The organism is Staphylococcus sp. EZ-P03 (genome assembly GCF_003344575.1).
GTDB lineage: Bacteria > Bacillota > Bacilli > Staphylococcales > Staphylococcaceae > Staphylococcus > Staphylococcus simulans_B.
Genome location: NZ_QPMO01000035.1, coordinates 1 through 1,139, shown reverse-complemented (window position 1 = coordinate 1,139; position 1,139 = coordinate 1). Strand labels below are relative to the sequence as shown.

The following is a 1,139-nucleotide window of genomic DNA, read 5'->3' as shown; positions in this document are numbered from 1 at the left end:
CATACAGATGATGAAGGAAAAAGCAGATGAAGATGGCTTTTCTATTATTGCAATGTGGAATTGGGAACGGAAAAATTATTTTATTAAAGAGTAATTCAACAAAAGGGCCAAGATTGTTTAAGCAAAACAAGACAAGTTAAGGGGTGCAGTTTACGCACCCCTTAACTTACTTATTAAATAATTTATAGCTATTGAAAAGAGACAAGAATTGCTCAAAGCTAATATTGTTTAAATCGTCAATTCCCGCATGTTTTAAGGATTTGTTAAATTGATTCTTTGTAAATATTTTCTTGTATTCTTTGTTAACCCATTTCATAACGAAATAATTATACTTCTGTTTATCTTTGTACGATATTCTTGATTTTTTTCTATTTAATCTGATAAGCGAGCTATTCACTTTAGGTTTAGGATGAAAATATTCTCTTGGAACCATACTTAATATAGAAATATCAACTTCTGCCATTAAAAGTAACGCCAAATGAGCGCTTTGTATTCAATAACCTTTTAGCAAACCCGTATTCCACGATTAAATAACTCTCATCAGCTATACTTTCAAAAACAACTTTGCGTATTATATCCGTACTTATGTTGTAAGGTATACTACCAAATATTTTATAGGATTGGTTTTTAGGAAATTTAAACTGCAATATATCCTTGTTTAAAACTTGAAAATTATCGTGATTAACAAGTTTATTTTCTGTAGTCTTGCATAATTTATGGTCTATTTCAATAGCAGTTACGAAATTACACCTTTGTACTAATTCAAGGGTAAAATGCCCTTTTCCTGAGCCAATTTCAAAGATATTATCATGTTCATTTAAGCTTATATTTGTCATTATTTTATCTATATTACGTTTCGAAGTAATAAAGTTTTGACTGTCTTTTATATTTTTTTTGTTCATTATAATCCTCTTTCTTATAAACTTAAAATAATTATAGCACAAGCTCTGATAAATAAGAACATGATGAACGACCGTTAAATTTGTACTGCAATCGGGCGCGATTGTTGAATAAAAGATACGAGAGACCTCTCTTGTATCTTTTTATTTTTGAGTGGTTTTGTCCGTTACACTAGAAAACCGAAAGACAATAAAAATTTTATTTTTGCTGAGTCTGGCTTTCGGTAAGCTAAACAAAAC

The 1,139-nt window shown here is 29.5% G+C and carries 1 pseudogene; it reads right to left on the bottom strand.

Annotated features, from left to right (window positions below):
• Nucleotides 1-166 precede the first annotated feature (166 nt).
• A pseudogene (gene erm(C) / locus DVJ99_RS12745) lies at nucleotides 167-902 on the bottom strand (23S rRNA (adenine(2058)-N(6))-methyltransferase Erm(C)).
• Between the last annotated feature and the right edge of the window lie 237 nt (nucleotides 903-1,139).